The following is a 13,589-nucleotide window of genomic DNA, read 5'->3' as shown; positions in this document are numbered from 1 at the left end:
GGGGGCAACCCTGATCACCTGCCAGGGGGCGAAGAAGCGCTCGTCACGCCACGGCCAGAGCCAGCCAACCCCCTTGCCGCCGGTAGTCAGCGAATCGAGCAGGCTGTGGGAAAGCAGAGAGACCAGCAGAAACGACCAGACGGTGGCAGTGCTCGCCCGAAATTGGCGGTGAAACAGCATGGCCAGTGTGGGTAGTGCAAAGGCGAACAGCAGTGAGTGGGTAAAGCCGCGGTGGCCAAAGACATGGCCGTAGGCGACCCCCAGTTTAAAGGCGAGCACATCGGCATCGGGCAGCATGGCGATGGCGACACCGGCCAGCAGCAGGCGGGGCGGGATAATCCGGCTGCCAAGCCCCAGTCCAAGACAGAGAGGGACGGCGGCGTGAGTGACTATGGTGGGCATAGAATAAAGCTCCAACTGAAAACATGATCCTACCCTACCCCCGCTCGGTGAAGTGAAGGTGAAGGTGAAGTGCGCCCACTGTATTGGCTCGCTGTTTGCTAAACGCAGGCCCAATCCGCTTTGGCGCGTTAACTTGAAATGTTCATTTAACAGCGGCTGACATGCAGAGCGGGATCGTGATAAGTAGTCTCTTCGATTCACACCACAGGGATAGTGGCAGCGATGAATTTTTCTAAAAGCATCAGGCTGATTGCGAGCGTTATCAGCCTTTGGTTAATGACAGGATGCATGGCAGAGGCCGCCTCTGCGCAGCCGAAACAAGAGCCGTACGCGCTAATCTATAACGGGCCAGTTTCTGATGGGGATAGCACCAGAGCGATTGCGGATGTGGTCAGGCAGGTGGGCTTGCCGGTCAGGTATCTCTCCAATATCGGGGAGCTGCCTGCAGAGCTCGATAATGCCAGGGTGTTTATCGTTGGCGGTACTGAGGACGATGTTGAGCCGCTCCTCAACGCCTTCACCGCGGACGCTCGTTCGGCGATAAAAACCTATCTGCAAAACGGTGGCCGCTACCTCGGGATCTGTGGGGGTGCCTTTGTGGCATCCACCGGCTGGTCTGAAGAAGAAGGCTTTGTGCCGGCGCTGGCCCTTGTTCCTGCGACATCCGATGATTATGACGGCGACTTTAGCGCCAGGATCTTCCCGATCAGCTGGCTTGGTGAAGAGCGCCAGATGTATTACCAGGCCGGCCCGCAATTTACCCCGGTGCCAAGCCCAGAGCAGGTCAAGGTCATCGCCCATTTTCAAAACCATCAGATTGCCGCGCTGATCAGCTCATACGGCAAAGGCAAGGTGGCCCTCTCCGGGCCACATCCCGAAGCCCCTGAATCATGGAAAGCGAACGCGGTGGGCGGCGACAAGATGGGGTCGAATATTCATTTAGCCGTTGGACTCGTCAACGAGTTGCTCTCCGAAGAGCCCGTCACCCATTCGAAATAGTCGCATCCCTACGCCCCTGGACTTGGTCCCATAGCCCGGCCCGGAAGTCAGGCCAGCCAATCGGCAGCAATCCATAAAAAAAACCACCGACCTGCAAAAGGTCGGTGGTTTTTTATCGGTGGTAGATAACGGGTAGCCGATACAAAGGGTTCGCTACCTCAACTTTCGCCCGGGAGCGAGCGCTACTCTTCCTGCTCCTCCGGTTGTCTCTCCTCACCCCGTATCTGTAGCAGCTCCTCGACCCTGGCTTGCCACTTGTCGTGGGCCTGTTTGCGCTCCTGCTGCATAAATGCTTCTCGCATGGTGTCGATTTTCTGGTCAAGTGTTTCCATCAGAGTGTCTCCTTGTGTGACCGCGTAAAGACTGGCTGACGGCGCGTTGGCCAACCTGCTCCCCTAATCTGACACCGCTAATGCCGTTACTGCCCAATCAAATAATCGATTGGAAATGCCAAAACCAATCTAAAAATTCTTTTTTGTGTTTGTTCCACCACGCCAGCGCAAGGGAAACAGGCCGCTCAGAGCGGGATGATCCGGCACGCGGCCAACACGTTGTTGAGTCTGGTCGTCCCCCTTTTCAGGGGAATGGGGCGCCGTTGCCCCATCCGTCCGTTGAGGGGTACCGGCAGATTTTCGACTTGTTGCTGTGCCCATGATCACACAGTCACAACTCTCGCCCTCCGCTCACCGCGCCCCCGCTTTTTATCATCTAGAGTTACCGGGCAGTCCAAAAGCGACTGATTTATATACATTCGCCGCCAAGAGGGATCTTTTTTCATGACCGAGCATATCGATCTGCTACCTATCAACACGGATGATGAGCAGGACGCAGGCAACCGTTACCTCTACTACACCGAAGGGGATCTGGCCCGCATTCTTGCCAATCTGGAACAGCTGCGCCATGCGGTGTTTCCGGCCGCCATCGGAGAGAGCGAAACGGGCGCCACCGTGCCCCACAACTTTCCCTCCGTCTGTCTGGTGGGGCTGGGGCGCTGCGGCTCCAACATCGCGCAGGATGTGGCCTCGCTGGTCTACAACGCCCGCAGCTTTTATCTCAATGAGTTCAATAGTGAAGAGCAACGCAAGCGGGAGAAGGAGTTTGGTCCGGTAAGCTGGATCCGGCGCAATCTGCGGCTGCCAAGCAACGGGGCACGGCCGGTCTTTCTGATCGAGCCCATGGTGATGCTGGGGGATCTGGACAAGGACATAGATGGCCGCATCCGCCACTCCAATCGCAGCGGCGAAGGTGGCTCCTTGCGTGACTACGCCAAGATGCGGGTGATGGACTTGTCGGAGATCCATGCGGGGGGCGCAGGTAACGCCCCCATCCTTGGCCAGTATCTGGCCAAGATCATCCTCAACAAGAGTCCCCACTACTTCGCCAACTCCGAGTGGCAGGCCATTCATACCTATCTGGTCGACTCCTGTGGCATCAAGGCCAACCAGTCCCGCCTCTATTTCTACATCTTCAGTGCCGGGGGCGGCACCGGCTCCGGCATGGCCTCCGAGTTCGGGCTGGCCCAGCAGTACTCCTACATGAGCAAGACCTTTTCACCCCCGTCAGAAGAGGAGGAGCACCTCTCCCTCGGGGAGCACTTCATGTTCGATCCCATCTTCACTAGCGGCATCTGTATCCTGCCCAATATCTGTGATCGGGGTATCGAGATCTCGGAAGCGCTGCACATCAACGCGGGGCGTTTGCTGTGCAAGTATCTGGCCGAGGAGTGGGACTTCTCCTATCACTTCGACAACGAGCAGGCGTGCGATGCCAGCATGCTCAAGCGGATCAGGCCCTGGAATGCCATGATGCTGATCTCCAACGACATCATGCGCTACGCCGAAGAGAGCGACGATGGCGAGATCCAGCACGTTGACGTCAACACCATGGAGAAGTACGCCAACCAGTACATCTCCCAGCAGATCTTCAACATTCTTACCGCTCAGGCCGTCACCACCGACTACGACGAGAACTACTTTCGCCGGGCGGGCATCGACATCAGCGAGACCATTCGGCTCGATGCCAACGACCTCTTTATGAGTCTGGCGGGGCCGGTGGCGGTGGCGTATGCCGAGTCCATCTCGCCCCCCGGCGGCCTGTTTGACAAGGAGGACGGGCTCAATGTGGACGATCTCTTCACCCGTTCCATCGAGCTGCCCCACTTCAACAAGATGACCCAGGCCATCGAGGGGATCAGTCTGCTGCCCATCGAGGCGGGCAACTATCGGGAGTATCTGGACGACTATGTGAAAAGTGGCCATGACCCGGCCCACCTCAACGAGCTGCACTTCTTCAAGAACTGCTCATCGGTGGTGTCGATCATCTCACTGCCCAAGGAGTACAAGCTCTCCTATATGGATCTCAACCGGCTCAAGTCTCACCTCAACGGGCTCTTCCCCAACACCACCCTCAAGCGCTATGCGCTGGTCATCGGGGCGTCGGCCAACATCTCCCTCACCACCCTGATCGTCAAGAGCCCCTGCCTGAGCGATGACTTCCTGACCCTGATCGTGGCCTTTATCAAGCGCTGCTTTGCCAAGGATCACTATCGCTTCGATGAGCATCTGGACAAGGCGGTGATCGAGATGATCTGCAATGAGGAGTGGAACGATGCGCTGCTCGACAGCATGCTCAACGAGTTCGAGAACCCGGCCAAGATCCTCGATACCAACTGGTACGCCATCAAGCCCATGTATGAGAAGAAATATCGGGAGCTTATCCGCGAGAAGGAGAAGTTCGTCTCCATCAACGATATTCGCCTCAGCCGCGAATCGGTGAAAAAGGCGCTGCTCTATCTGCGGGAGATCTATCGCCACCGGGTCAGCAAGACCCGTATCCTCTCCCTCAACCCACGACTGGGGGAAGCAAACGCTCGCTAGCACCCTGCCCATAAAGCAAAGCGCCCGCCCCACATGGGGCGGGCGCTTTTTTACTGGCGCAGCCTGGCTTTATCTCATCAGAGGGAGACAAAGATCCCGGCCAGGGTGGCGCTCATCAGGTTGGCAAGGGTCGCCGCCAGCACCGCCTTGAAGCCCATATTGGCCACATCGTGACGGCGCTCCGGCGCCATGGTGCCGATGGAGCCAAGCTGCACCGCAATGGAGCCCAGATTGGCAAAACCACACAGCGCGAAGGTGATGATGATCTGGGTGTGGGCGCTCAGATCTGCCTTGATATTGGCAAAATCCAGATAGGCAACGAACTCGTTCATGATCACCTTCTGACCAATCAGGGAACCTGCCGCCATCATCTCGCTGGCGGGCACGCCAATCAGCCAGGCCACCGGAGCAAACAGATAGCCCAGCAGCTGCTGCAGGGAGAGATCGGCCCAGCCGAACCACTCGCCGACCGTGGTGAGACCGGCGTTGATCATGGTGATGACGCTGACAAAGGCCAGCAGGATAGTACCGATGGCTACGGCGATCTTCATGCCGCCCATGGCGCCGCCCGCCAGTGCGTCGATGGCGTTGCTGTAGTCGCTCTTGTCGAGGGTGATCTCGGTCTGATCGCTTACCTGCTGCTGCTCCGGCACCAGCAGTTTAGCCATCAGCAGGCCACCCGGCGCCGCCATAAAGGAGGCGGCAATCAGGTACTTCAGATCCACACCAAGACCGGCGTAACCGCCCAGCACCGAGCCTGCCACCGAGGCCATGCCGCAGGTCATCACCGCGAAGAGCTCGGAGCGAGTCATCCCAGCGAGGAAGGGACGGATCAGCAGCGGCGACTCCCCTTGCGACAGGAAGATATTGCCGGTGGCCACCAGAGATTCGGCGCGGCTGGTGCCAAGCAGACGATGAATGGCGCCGCCCAATACCCGGATCACCCACTGCATGATGCCGAAGTGGTAGAGCACGGCGATCAGCGCGCTGATAAAAATCACCAGCGGCAGCACCCGCACGGCGAAGATAAAGCCGTTGCTGGCGAGATCGCCAAACACGAAACGGATGCCGCTGTCGGCAAAGCCGAGCAGGGCGGAGACGCCATTGCTCATGGCACCGAGCATGATTTGTCCGGGGGGGAAATAGAGCACCAGCGCAGCAAAACCTGTTTGCAGGGCGAGCGCACCCAGCACGGTTCGCCAGCGGATGGCTCGGCGGTTTTCACTCGCCAGCCAGGCGATAAACATCAGGGCCAGCATACCGACCAGACTCAATAACAGTGTCATCTTGCACCTATGAAGAGAGGAGTTTCATATGGCAAGTCTGCAGACAGGCGTCGCGGGCGATCCGGCGGAAGAGGTGCCGACCCACGCGACACGCAGACCACAAACCTACAGGTTAGTGGCGGGTCCCATCCTGGGGTCATTCACGTTCCGGGTGACAGCATGTATCGGGTGACGCCAGCGCCGTCGCAGGGGGAGATGCGGCCGGGTGGCAGGTCGGGCGGCGATGGTACAGTGATCATCGTCACAGAAAAAGCGGTAAAACGATTGGCCGGAGTAACTTTTTCAACTTGTTCACACAACGAAACAGGGCCAGCGTGAAGCTGGCTCTGTTTCAATCCGTACTTGAGTACTCAGATGATTACTTGAGGCGCTTGCCGCTCGCATCCACCACCTGCTCGCCATCCTCCTTGGCGAAGGCCCCTTTTTGCTGATCGGGCAATATATCGAGCACCACTTCCGACGGACGGCACAGTTTGGTGCCAAGCGGCGTAACGACGATGGGGCGGTTGATGAGGATGGGGTGAGCCAGCATGGCATCGATCAGTTCATCATCGCTGAAACGATCTTCCGCCAGCCCGAGCGCCTCGTAAGGCGGCACGTTCTTGCGCAACAGATCACGCACCGGCATGTCCATGGCGGCGATCAGCGCCACCAGCTGGTCACGGGAGGGGGGCGTCTCCAGATAGTGGATGACAGTGGGCTCGACGCCGCTGTTGCGGATCAGCTCCAGGGTGTTGCGGGAGGTACCACATTCCGGATTGTGATAGATGGTGATTGCACTCATTTGCGTGTCTCTCATTAATCAAGTGAATAGAAAATGGATAGCATCAGTTCGCGGCCATCTGTTAACGGCTGTCAGTTAACGGCCCAGCCCCGCTTCGTACCAAGGTTTGCTGGCGTTAACCACCCGCACCACCAGCAGCATGACCGGCACCTCGATCAGCACGCCAACCACGGTGGCGAGCGCCGCGCCGGAGTGAAAGCCGAACAGGCTGATGGCGGCGGCCACCGCCAGCTCGAAGAAGTTGGAGGCGCCGATCAGGGCGGAAGGACAGGCGACCGAGTGCTTCTCCCCCACCTTGCGGTTGAGCCAGTAAGCCAGCCCGGAGTTGAACAGCACCTGGATCAGAATGGGCACCGCCAACAGGGCGATAACCAGCGGCTGCTCAATGATGGCGTTGCCCTGAAAGGCAAACAGCAGCACCAGAGTGAGCAGCAGGGCCGCCACCGACCAGGGCTGGATGCGGGTCATGACGCCGTCAAAATGGGCCTCTCCCTTTTTCAGCAAGGCCTTGCGCAGCAGCTGGGCGATGATGACCGGGATGACGATATAGAGCACCACAGAAGTGAGCAGGGTATCCCACGGCACTATGATGCTGGAGACCCCAAGCAGCAGCGCCACCAGCGGGGCGAAGGCAAAGACCATGATGAGGTCGTTCACCGCCACCTGCGACAGGGTAAAGTAGGGATCGCCGTTGGTGAGACGACTCCAGACAAACACCATGGCGGTGCAGGGGGCCGCCGCCAGCAGGATCAGGCCTGCTACGTAACTGTCGAGTTGATCCGCCGGCAGCCAGTCGGCAAACAGCACGCGGATAAAGAGCCAGCCGAGGAAGGCCATGGAGAAGGGTTTGACCAGCCAGTTGATAAAGAGGGTGACCCCAATCCCCTTCATGTGGCCCTTCACCTGATGCAGGGCGCCAAAGTCGATCTTGAGCAGCATGGGGATGATCATCACCCAGATCAGCAGCCCCACCGGCAGGTTGACCTTGGCCACCTCCATGGCACCGATCGCCTTGAAGAGATCCGGCAAACCCTGCCCGAGGCCAATCCCCACCAGAATACAGAGGGCGACCCAGGCGGTCAGATAACGTTCAAAAAAGCCGATGGCAGGCACGGCCTTGGCATCACATGTTGCAGACATCACAGCTCCCGATACGGCGCAATCCCGCATCTTCTATTGGTTCAAAACAAAGGGTTATAACAAGTAACGGCATATTCAAGCCGCCCCGGCAGCAGACCGGGGCGGCAACTCAATGGTGCTGGCAGAGGCGGTGCAGGGCATCGGGCCCCACCGGCTCCTCAGCGAGCAGCGGCACCACGGCGAAGCGGCTGGCATGTTGCTGCTCGACCGCCTCGATATGGGGCTGCTGGCGTTCAGCCCGCAGTTGCAGCAGCGGTGAGCTGACCGCAGCTTGCTGCAAGCTGTGGTTGATGAGCCAGCCCCACGGCTCGATACCGGCGCGGCGCAGATCGGCCTGCAGATTCGCCGCCTCCTGCACTGGCGTCGGCTCGGGCAGCGTCACAATCAACACCTTGGTCTGCTTGGGGTCCTGCAACTGCATCATGGGGGTGGTGAAGTGCAGCCCCTTGTTTCCCATCTGGCGAGCGATCTCCCTGTGATAGGCGCCGGTGGCGTCGAGCAGCAGCAGGGTGTGGCCGGTGGGGGCGGTATCCATCACCACGAAGCGCTTGCCCGCCTCGCGAATGATGCGCGAGAAGGCCTGAAACACGGCGATCTCCTCGGTACAGGGGGAGCGCAAGTCCTCTTCCAGCAGTGCCCGCCCCTGCTCGTCCAGCGCAGCCCCCTTGGTGGCCAGCACCTGGGCGCGGTAACGCTCGGTCTCGGCGTGGGGGTCGATGCGACTCACCTCAAGATGGGGCAAGCTACCTGCCAGCGTCTCGCTCAGGTGTGCGGCAGGATCCGAGGTGGTGAGGTGCACTGGCAGGCCACGACTGGCCAGCTCCACCGCCACGGCAGCCGCCAGCGTGGTTTTGCCCACCCCGCCCTTGCCCATCAGCATGATGAGGCCGTGACCGTCGGCGGCCAGCTCGTCCACCAGCGAACTCAACTCGGGCCGGGCTTGCTTGACAGTGGGCTGTACTGTCGGGGATTGAGCGGTTGTCCCCTCTGATTGCAGCAACATACGCAAACTGTCGACCCCCACCAGATTGGTGGCCAGCAGCGGGATATAATCCTGCGCCAGCTCCTTTATCCCCTGCGGCATCTGGGCGAGAGCCCGTTGCTCACGCTGCCAGAGCGCCATGGCCAGCGGATCTCCGGCAATGGCGCCTTCGGGGAAGAGGCCATTGATCACCAGTTGCTGGTTCAGCAAGCCGATGGCGGCCAGCTCCTCGTGGGTGCGAGCCACTTCTCTCAAAGTGGATTGCTGGGCCCGCGCCACCAGCACCAACCGGGTGCGGGCAGCATCAGCCAGGGCGGCGACCGCCTCGCCATACTGGCTGCGCTGTTTCTCCAACCCCGCCAGCGGGCCTAGGCAGGAGGCATCCCCCTTGCCCTGCTCCAGAAATTCGCTCCAGGCACCCGGCAGTTGCAGCAGCCGGATGGTGTGGCCGGTTGGCGCCGTATCAAAGACGATGTGGTCATACTCGGCCAGCAGTGTTTGGTCGGTCAGCAGCGCGGTGAATTCGTCAAAGGCGGCGATCTCGGTGGTGCAGGCGCCGGAGAGCTGCTCCTCGATGCTGCGCACCACGCTCTCGGGCAACTTGCCGCGCACCGGCCCGACAATCCGCTCCCGATAGGCTTTGGCTGCCGCGGGGGGATCTATCTCCAGCGCCGACAAACCGGGCACTGCGGCGATGGTGGTAACGCGATTACCGATCTCGGTGGCAAACACCTGCCCCACGTTGGAGGCAGGATCGGTGCTCACCAGCAGCACCCGCTTGCCGGCATCACAGAGGGCCACCGCACTGGCGCAGGCCAGCGAGGTCTTGCCCACCCCGCCCTTGCCGGTGAAAAAGAGAAACGACGGTGGATTGGTCAGAAAATGGTACATAGTCTCTCCCGAGTGGTACGTCGCGACTTAGCAGCAACCGCTGCCAGAGCAGCAGCCACCCTTGACGATCCCCTTGATGGCCGCTTGCGGCGCAGGCAGCCCGGCATAACGGGCCAGCTCGCTGCGGCTCGGATAACGGCCGGTCAACACCACCTGCCCTTCCACCAGCACCAGTGGCAACCCCTCCTCCCCGGCGTGGGTCAGAAAAGCGCTGACGGCAGGTGTCTCGGCAAATTGCATCGGCTGCTGGGCCAGATTGAAACGCTCGATGGCAACCCCCTGCTCCTTGGCCAAGGCAAGGTCGGCTGCGAAGGTGACCAGTGCCTGATCAACCTCGGTACCGCAGACACCGCTGGAGCAGCAGAGGGCGGGATCAAAAATCTGAATGGAGGACATGGCATTACTCCTTGTCGCAGCAGGGCTGCGCAGGCAGAACATGGGGGGAGCAGGCTAACTCGGCACGCATCACGCCGCACGCCTCGGGATGACCGGCACAGCACTCCTCGGTGAGGTAGGCGATCACATCCAGCATCAGGGGAATATTGGCGCGGTAGCGCAGAAAGCGCCCCTCCTGCTCCACCGACAGCAGACCGGTGTTGAGCATCGCCTTGAGGTGAAACGAAAGGGTATTGGGGGCAATATCGAGCTCGCTGGCCAGTTCACCGGCGACTCGCCCCTCCAGCCCGGCCTTCACCAGCAGCCGCCATACATCGAGCCGGATGCCGGATGCCAGCGATTCAAAGACCTTGGTGGCCATCTCTTTGTTCATCTTCACTCCCCTTGGTGCGACCTTTTCACTTCAACTATACAAGAATTATTGAAATGATCAAGATGCGTACCGAAGCGAAGATAGGAGGTGCTGGCATCAAACCAGGCAGAAAGGGAGGCGACGAGTGAACAACAGTAGCGGACGACCACACAGGGTTCATCGCAGATAAACAGACGCCCTCCAGAGGGAGGGCGTATCAGAGTATTTGACCGGCAGCACAGTCAGCGCTGCCGGGGCAATCAGACGAACGCGTGCCTTATTTGGCAGCTGGCACAGCGTTGAAGGTGAGCAGGGCCGCCTTGTTGGCATCGCTCAGAGTCAGCTGGTTGCCGTTGATGGAGTAGGTTGCCACCTTCTCCAGCTTTTGCAGGAACTCGGTCTCTTTGTTCATGGCGTCGCCGATGCACATCATGCGAGTGGAGCCCATGGCGCCCAGCGTCAAGACACCGTCACCCTGCTTGGTGATACCGCCAAAATAGCGGTTGCAGCCGCCCTTGCCCGCCACCTTGCCGTCGACCACTTGCATGGTGAAGGTATCGCCGGTGGCGCCTTGCAGCTGCCAGCTGGATGCTTGCAGTTGAGCCATGCTGGAACCTGTTGCCATTGCGCAGCCTCCCAGTGCCAGCGCGGCCAGCAGAGTCAGTTTCTTGTTCATGGATTCACCTCTTAATGATTAGAGCCATCAATACGGCAGCCTGTTTATCATGGCTGGCGCCCATGCCAAAGGATTTTATTGTGATCTCCCTTCACTTTACTACCAGCTGGCATGTGCCATGCTTAGGCTCAGTTCCGGACCCAGGGAGGGGAAACGAATGGTCAAATCGCTCATCATCACACTGCTTGCAACCTGCGCCAGCATGGCCACACAGGCCGCCGACTGGGCAGTGGTTCAGCCGCAATCCAACCCGTCTCTCTATGTCAAAAGTTACTCGGGTGTGCTGCTCAATGGCCATAGCAATCACAGCGACAGTTTTGATCTCTGGCTGGTCAATAGCGGCTATCAATATCCGGTGGTGGATGATGTGACCCTCTTTATGGAAGCGGGCCCGGCAGTGGCGGATCAGAATCGCACATCCGGTTTCAATATGAGTTCGGGGGTACGCTACCAGCTCTCTCCGGCATTCAATATCGGCAGCCAGATCAAGCATCTCGATCTCAACAAGGCCAGCACCCTGCTGGAGCTCAACTCCAGCCTGCTGCTGACCCCCAGACTCTCCCTCACCGCCAACTACGGCGTCAGCGCCATCACCGCCGATCAGGCGCTGAGTCTGGGCGTCGGCTTCAACTTCTGATGATCACAACAGCGGCGTGGCGCTCACCACCACGCCGTTGCGATCCGCATAGACATAATCTCCTTCATGGATGGTCAGGCCAGCAAAGCTGACCACGGCCCCCAGCTCACCCAATCCCCGCTTCTCGGTCTTGACCGGACAGGCCGCCAGCGCCTTGACCCCGAGCGCCAGCGTGGCCAGGGTGCCCACATCCCGCGCCGCGCCGTGGATCAGGATCCCCTCCCACCCCTGCTCCACCGCCTTGACCGCCAGTTGATCGCCGAGCAGCGCACGGCGCAGCGAGCCGCCACCATCGATCACCATCACCTTGCCGTGACCGGGGCGGGTCACCAGATCCCGCACCAGACTGTTGTCTTCATAACAGGAGAGCGTTACGGCGCGACCATAAAAGAGGGCCTTGCCACCAAAATCCTGAAACACCGGGTCGGCCACTTGCAGCAAGTCGCCATGTTGATCGCAGAGGTCGGGCAGGAGATCCAGCATGATTTGATTCCTTTCAGATGCATGAAGGTGTTCATTCTTTCATCAGGCAAGGTTTCTGGCAATCCAGAAGGATTCAATATTGCCCAGACAAACTGCTGATTTATCCATCAATACTGGCACCAGCCAGAGCTGGCCATCCTCCACCCAGTAGATGGCGTTCTGGCCAAAACGGGCAGCCAGCTGACGGGCTTGTGGCAGGGATAGCGCCACCGCCAGCGATGACTCCTGCCAGCGTTCGTCCGGGTCAGATCCCCAAAACGGCCCCACCACGGGTACCTGCAAATCCACGGTCAGATGGCGCCACAGTGCCCGTTCCCGCCGTATATTGCGTCGTTGTGTGACCCACTGGCTGGCCGGATTCCAGGCTGTGATGATGGCAAAAGCAGACCAGTCTGGTGGCTCAAATGGCGCGATAAAGCAGATTTTCTTGTAGTTTTCCCACAAATTCATGTCAATCACATGTTACATTCCATTACATTTTGTAGGGGCGAAAACCCGGTTCAGGCCAAGTATGATGCAGCTGTACCAGGGTTTGACCTATATCAAATCAGAGTTAAAAAGTTGCTATCTGACGGCAAAGAGTGTTGTTATGCTCCTGTTAACTGATAAAATACGGCCACTTTCGTAATGGACGACCTTTCCAGGCTCTGCTCGACCAGACTTGTCGGGAACCTATAAGTGGCACAGGGATACTTGCCGGTACTGATGCCTAATTCGCGATATTCCGACCTGACTCTCATACCCAGGATGACGTAATAAATTTTCAGGATCAGTCAGGAAATCGGTTTGAAACGCCAAAGAGTGTTAAATTTAAGATAATTAACTGATAAGAATCTGGGAATACTCATGCAAACACCACACATTCTGATCGTCGAAGACGAGCTGGTCACACGCAATACCCTGAAAAGCATTTTTGAAGCCGAAGGCTACATCGTGCTCGAAGCCAACAACGGCGACGAGATGCACCAGGCCCTTACTTCCCACACCATCAATCTGGTGATCATGGACATCAACCTGCCGGGCAAGAACGGCCTGCTGCTGGCCCGTGAGCTGCGTGAAAACGACAACATCGCCCTGATGTTCCTGACCGGTCGTGACAACGAAGTGGACAAGATCCTGGGTCTGGAGATCGGCGCCGATGATTACATCACCAAGCCGTTCAACCCGCGCGAACTGACTATCCGTGCCCGCAATCTGCTGAGCCGCACCATGAACGTGGCAGCCGGTGGCGAAGAGAAGAAGCTGGTTGAGCGCTACCTGTTCAACGGCTGGGCGCTGGATATCAACAGCCGCGCACTGGTCAGCCCGACTGGCGACATGTTCAAGCTGCCGCGCTCCGAGTTCCGCGCCATGCTGCACTTCTGCGAAAACCCGGGCCAGATCCAGACCCGTGCCGAGCTGCTGAAGAAGATGACCGGCCGTGAGCTCAAGCCACACGACCGTACCGTTGACGTGACCATCCGTCGCATTCGCAAGCACTTCGAAAGCGTCAACGATACTCCGGAGATCATCGCCACCATCCACGGCGAAGGCTACCGTTTCTGTGGTGAGCTGGAGCAGGAATAAGTTCCCGCGACGCTGTTGATCTGAAAAGGCGCCTCGGGCGCCTTTTCTGTCTCTGCGATTTGCCTTAAAAGCTGAGAAACCGTGAGCGTGACGTCGAACGGCGCACAAGACAGATGTGT

General features: G+C 59.0%; 15 protein-coding genes. 4 read left to right on the top strand and 11 right to left on the bottom strand.

Annotated features, from left to right (window positions below):
* Positions 1-402: metal-dependent hydrolase (locus AACT07_RS21725; RefSeq protein ID WP_069530006.1), on the bottom strand; the 402-nt coding region annotated here is incomplete at its 3' end.
* 222 nt (positions 403-624) lie between these two features.
* On the opposite strand from AACT07_RS21725, the gene AACT07_RS21720 reads away from it, so the two are divergent.
* Positions 625-1,401, top strand: coding sequence for a BPL-N domain-containing protein (locus AACT07_RS21720; protein WP_069530005.1), 777 nt, complete (start codon positions 625-627; stop codon positions 1,399-1,401).
* 182 nt (positions 1,402-1,583) lie between these two features.
* Here the strand turns inward: AACT07_RS21720 and AACT07_RS21715 are convergent, their stop codons facing one another.
* A complete protein-coding gene (locus tag AACT07_RS21715; protein ID WP_005338159.1) occupies positions 1,584-1,733 on the bottom strand; it encodes a hypothetical protein in 150 nt (49 codons plus the stop codon).
* 444 nt (positions 1,734-2,177) lie between these two features.
* Between AACT07_RS21715 and AACT07_RS21710 the strand changes: the two genes are divergently transcribed.
* A complete protein-coding gene (locus AACT07_RS21710; protein WP_069530004.1) occupies positions 2,178-4,277 on the top strand; it encodes a hypothetical protein in 2,100 nt (699 codons plus the stop codon).
* Positions 4,278-4,354: 77 nt separating this feature from the next.
* Here AACT07_RS21710 and AACT07_RS21705 read toward each other — a convergent pair whose 3' ends face one another.
* The 7 genes from AACT07_RS21705 to AACT07_RS21675 all read right to left on the bottom strand — a co-directional run bounded on the left by AACT07_RS21705 (position 4,355) and on the right by AACT07_RS21675 (position 10,784).
* A complete protein-coding gene (locus tag AACT07_RS21705) occupies positions 4,355-5,563 on the bottom strand; it encodes a NupC/NupG family nucleoside CNT transporter (RefSeq protein WP_021230483.1) in 1,209 nt (402 codons plus the stop codon).
* Positions 5,564-5,921: 358 nt separating this feature from the next.
* On the bottom strand, positions 5,922-6,347 hold the full coding sequence (gene arsC / locus AACT07_RS21700) for a glutaredoxin-dependent arsenate reductase (RefSeq protein WP_080741219.1): 426 nt from the start codon (positions 6,345-6,347) through the stop codon (positions 5,922-5,924).
* Between the two features lie 75 nt (positions 6,348-6,422).
* Positions 6,423-7,487, bottom strand: a complete 1,065-nt coding sequence (arsB, locus tag AACT07_RS21695; protein WP_019445633.1) for an ACR3 family arsenite efflux transporter — start codon at positions 7,485-7,487, stop codon at positions 6,423-6,425.
* 109 nt (positions 7,488-7,596) lie between these two features.
* Positions 7,597-9,360, bottom strand: coding sequence for an arsenical pump-driving ATPase (arsA, locus tag AACT07_RS21690; RefSeq protein WP_069530003.1), 1,764 nt, complete (start codon positions 9,358-9,360; stop codon positions 7,597-7,599).
* A gap of 27 nt (positions 9,361-9,387) precedes the next feature.
* Positions 9,388-9,756 carry an arsenite efflux transporter metallochaperone ArsD gene (gene arsD / locus AACT07_RS21685; RefSeq protein WP_069530002.1) on the bottom strand — a complete coding sequence of 123 codons (369 nt, stop codon included), beginning with the start codon at positions 9,754-9,756 and terminating at the stop codon, positions 9,388-9,390.
* Positions 9,757-9,760: 4 nt separating this feature from the next.
* Positions 9,761-10,129, bottom strand: coding sequence for an ArsR/SmtB family transcription factor (locus tag AACT07_RS21680; protein ID WP_069530001.1), 369 nt, complete (start codon positions 10,127-10,129; stop codon positions 9,761-9,763).
* Between the two features lie 256 nt (positions 10,130-10,385).
* The gene (locus tag AACT07_RS21675; protein ID WP_069530000.1) at positions 10,386-10,784 is read right to left on the bottom strand and encodes an META domain-containing protein; all 399 of its coding nucleotides are present in this window, start codon (positions 10,782-10,784) and stop codon (positions 10,386-10,388) included.
* Between the two features lie 157 nt (positions 10,785-10,941).
* Between AACT07_RS21675 and AACT07_RS21670 the strand changes: the two genes are divergently transcribed.
* Positions 10,942-11,421 carry a hypothetical protein gene (locus tag AACT07_RS21670; protein WP_069529999.1) on the top strand — a complete coding sequence of 160 codons (480 nt, stop codon included), beginning with the start codon at positions 10,942-10,944 and terminating at the stop codon, positions 11,419-11,421.
* Positions 11,422-11,424: 3 nt separating this feature from the next.
* Here the strand turns inward: AACT07_RS21670 and AACT07_RS21665 are convergent, their stop codons facing one another.
* Positions 11,425-11,904: a putative 4-hydroxy-4-methyl-2-oxoglutarate aldolase gene (locus AACT07_RS21665; RefSeq protein WP_040094244.1), complete on the bottom strand. Its 480-nt coding sequence runs from the start codon at positions 11,902-11,904 to the stop codon at positions 11,425-11,427.
* Positions 11,905-11,946: 42 nt separating this feature from the next.
* The gene (locus AACT07_RS21660; RefSeq protein ID WP_083250032.1) at positions 11,947-12,354 is read right to left on the bottom strand and encodes a DUF3293 domain-containing protein; all 408 of its coding nucleotides are present in this window, start codon (positions 12,352-12,354) and stop codon (positions 11,947-11,949) included.
* 396 nt (positions 12,355-12,750) lie between these two features.
* Here AACT07_RS21660 and arcA point away from each other — a divergent pair, with 396 nt between their 5' ends.
* Positions 12,751-13,470 (top strand): two-component system response regulator ArcA, encoded by a 720-nt coding sequence (gene arcA / locus AACT07_RS21655; protein ID WP_005338193.1) that lies wholly within the window; start codon positions 12,751-12,753, stop codon positions 13,468-13,470.
* The last annotated feature ends 119 nt before the right edge of the window (positions 13,471-13,589 follow it).

The sequence above is a fragment of the Aeromonas sp. ANP5 genome, assembly GCF_963870295.1.
Lineage (GTDB): Bacteria > Pseudomonadota > Gammaproteobacteria > Enterobacterales > Aeromonadaceae > Aeromonas > Aeromonas veronii.
The sequence above is the reverse complement of the archived record's forward strand: the minus strand, read 5'-3'. Positions and strand labels throughout refer to the sequence as shown.

Bases quoted from the DNA above. Each gene is read 5' to 3' on its own strand.
- AACT07_RS21720 (WP_069530005.1), top strand. From the start codon at position 625: ATGAATTTTTCTAAAAGCATCAGGCTGATTGCGAGCGTTATCAGCCTT.
- AACT07_RS21715 (WP_005338159.1), bottom strand. From the start codon at position 1,733: ATGGAAACACTTGACCAGAAAATCGACACCATGCGAGAAGCATTTATG.
- AACT07_RS21710 (WP_069530004.1), top strand. From the start codon at position 2,178: ATGACCGAGCATATCGATCTGCTACCTATCAACACGGATGATGAGCAG.
- AACT07_RS21705 (WP_021230483.1), bottom strand. From the start codon at position 5,563: ATGACACTGTTATTGAGTCTGGTCGGTATGCTGGCCCTGATGTTTATC.
- arsC (WP_080741219.1), bottom strand. From the start codon at position 6,347: ATGAGTGCAATCACCATCTATCACAATCCGGAATGTGGTACCTCCCGC.
- arsB (WP_019445633.1), bottom strand. From the start codon at position 7,487: ATGTCTGCAACATGTGATGCCAAGGCCGTGCCTGCCATCGGCTTTTTT.
- arsA (WP_069530003.1), bottom strand. From the start codon at position 9,360: ATGTACCATTTTCTGACCAATCCACCGTCGTTTCTCTTTTTCACCGGC.
- arsD (WP_069530002.1), bottom strand. From the start codon at position 9,756: ATGTCCTCCATTCAGATTTTTGATCCCGCCCTCTGCTGCTCCAGCGGT.
- AACT07_RS21680 (WP_069530001.1), bottom strand. From the start codon at position 10,129: ATGAACAAAGAGATGGCCACCAAGGTCTTTGAATCGCTGGCATCCGGC.
- AACT07_RS21675 (WP_069530000.1), bottom strand. From the start codon at position 10,784: ATGAACAAGAAACTGACTCTGCTGGCCGCGCTGGCACTGGGAGGCTGC.
- AACT07_RS21670 (WP_069529999.1), top strand. From the start codon at position 10,942: ATGGTCAAATCGCTCATCATCACACTGCTTGCAACCTGCGCCAGCATG.
- AACT07_RS21665 (WP_040094244.1), bottom strand. From the start codon at position 11,904: ATGCTGGATCTCCTGCCCGACCTCTGCGATCAACATGGCGACTTGCTG.
- AACT07_RS21660 (WP_083250032.1), bottom strand. From the start codon at position 12,354: ATGAATTTGTGGGAAAACTACAAGAAAATCTGCTTTATCGCGCCATTT.
- arcA (WP_005338193.1), top strand. From the start codon at position 12,751: ATGCAAACACCACACATTCTGATCGTCGAAGACGAGCTGGTCACACGC.